The sequence below is a fragment of the Aeromonas genomosp. paramedia genome (genome assembly GCF_023093515.1).
Classification (GTDB): Bacteria; Pseudomonadota; Gammaproteobacteria; order Enterobacterales; family Aeromonadaceae; genus Aeromonas.
This window is the reverse complement of record NZ_JAAROG010000078.1, coordinates 1-233: the sequence shown is the minus strand read 5'-3', so window position 1 is coordinate 233 and position 233 is coordinate 1. Positions and strand designations below refer to the sequence as shown.

At 67.4% G+C, this 233-nt stretch carries 1 pseudogene; it reads left to right on the top strand.

What is annotated here, in order from left to right:
* A pseudogene (locus HB860_RS22115) lies at window positions 1–233 on the top strand (magnesium transporter); the annotation flags it as partial.

Below are 233 nucleotides of genomic sequence, written 5' to 3'. Positions count from 1 at the left end.
GGCTGCTCACCTCCATGGCGCCGGTGGACAGGGACAAGGTGCGGGAGGTGATCCGCTACGGCAAGCACACGGTCGGCGCCATGATGGACTTCGAGCTCATCACGGTGCGGCCCGACGTGACCCTGGCCACCGTCCAGCGCTATCTGCGCCTGCGCGGCCAGATCCCCGAGAACACCGACAAGCTGTTTGTCACCGATCGGCGCAACCGGCTGCAGGGGGAGCTACCCCTCACC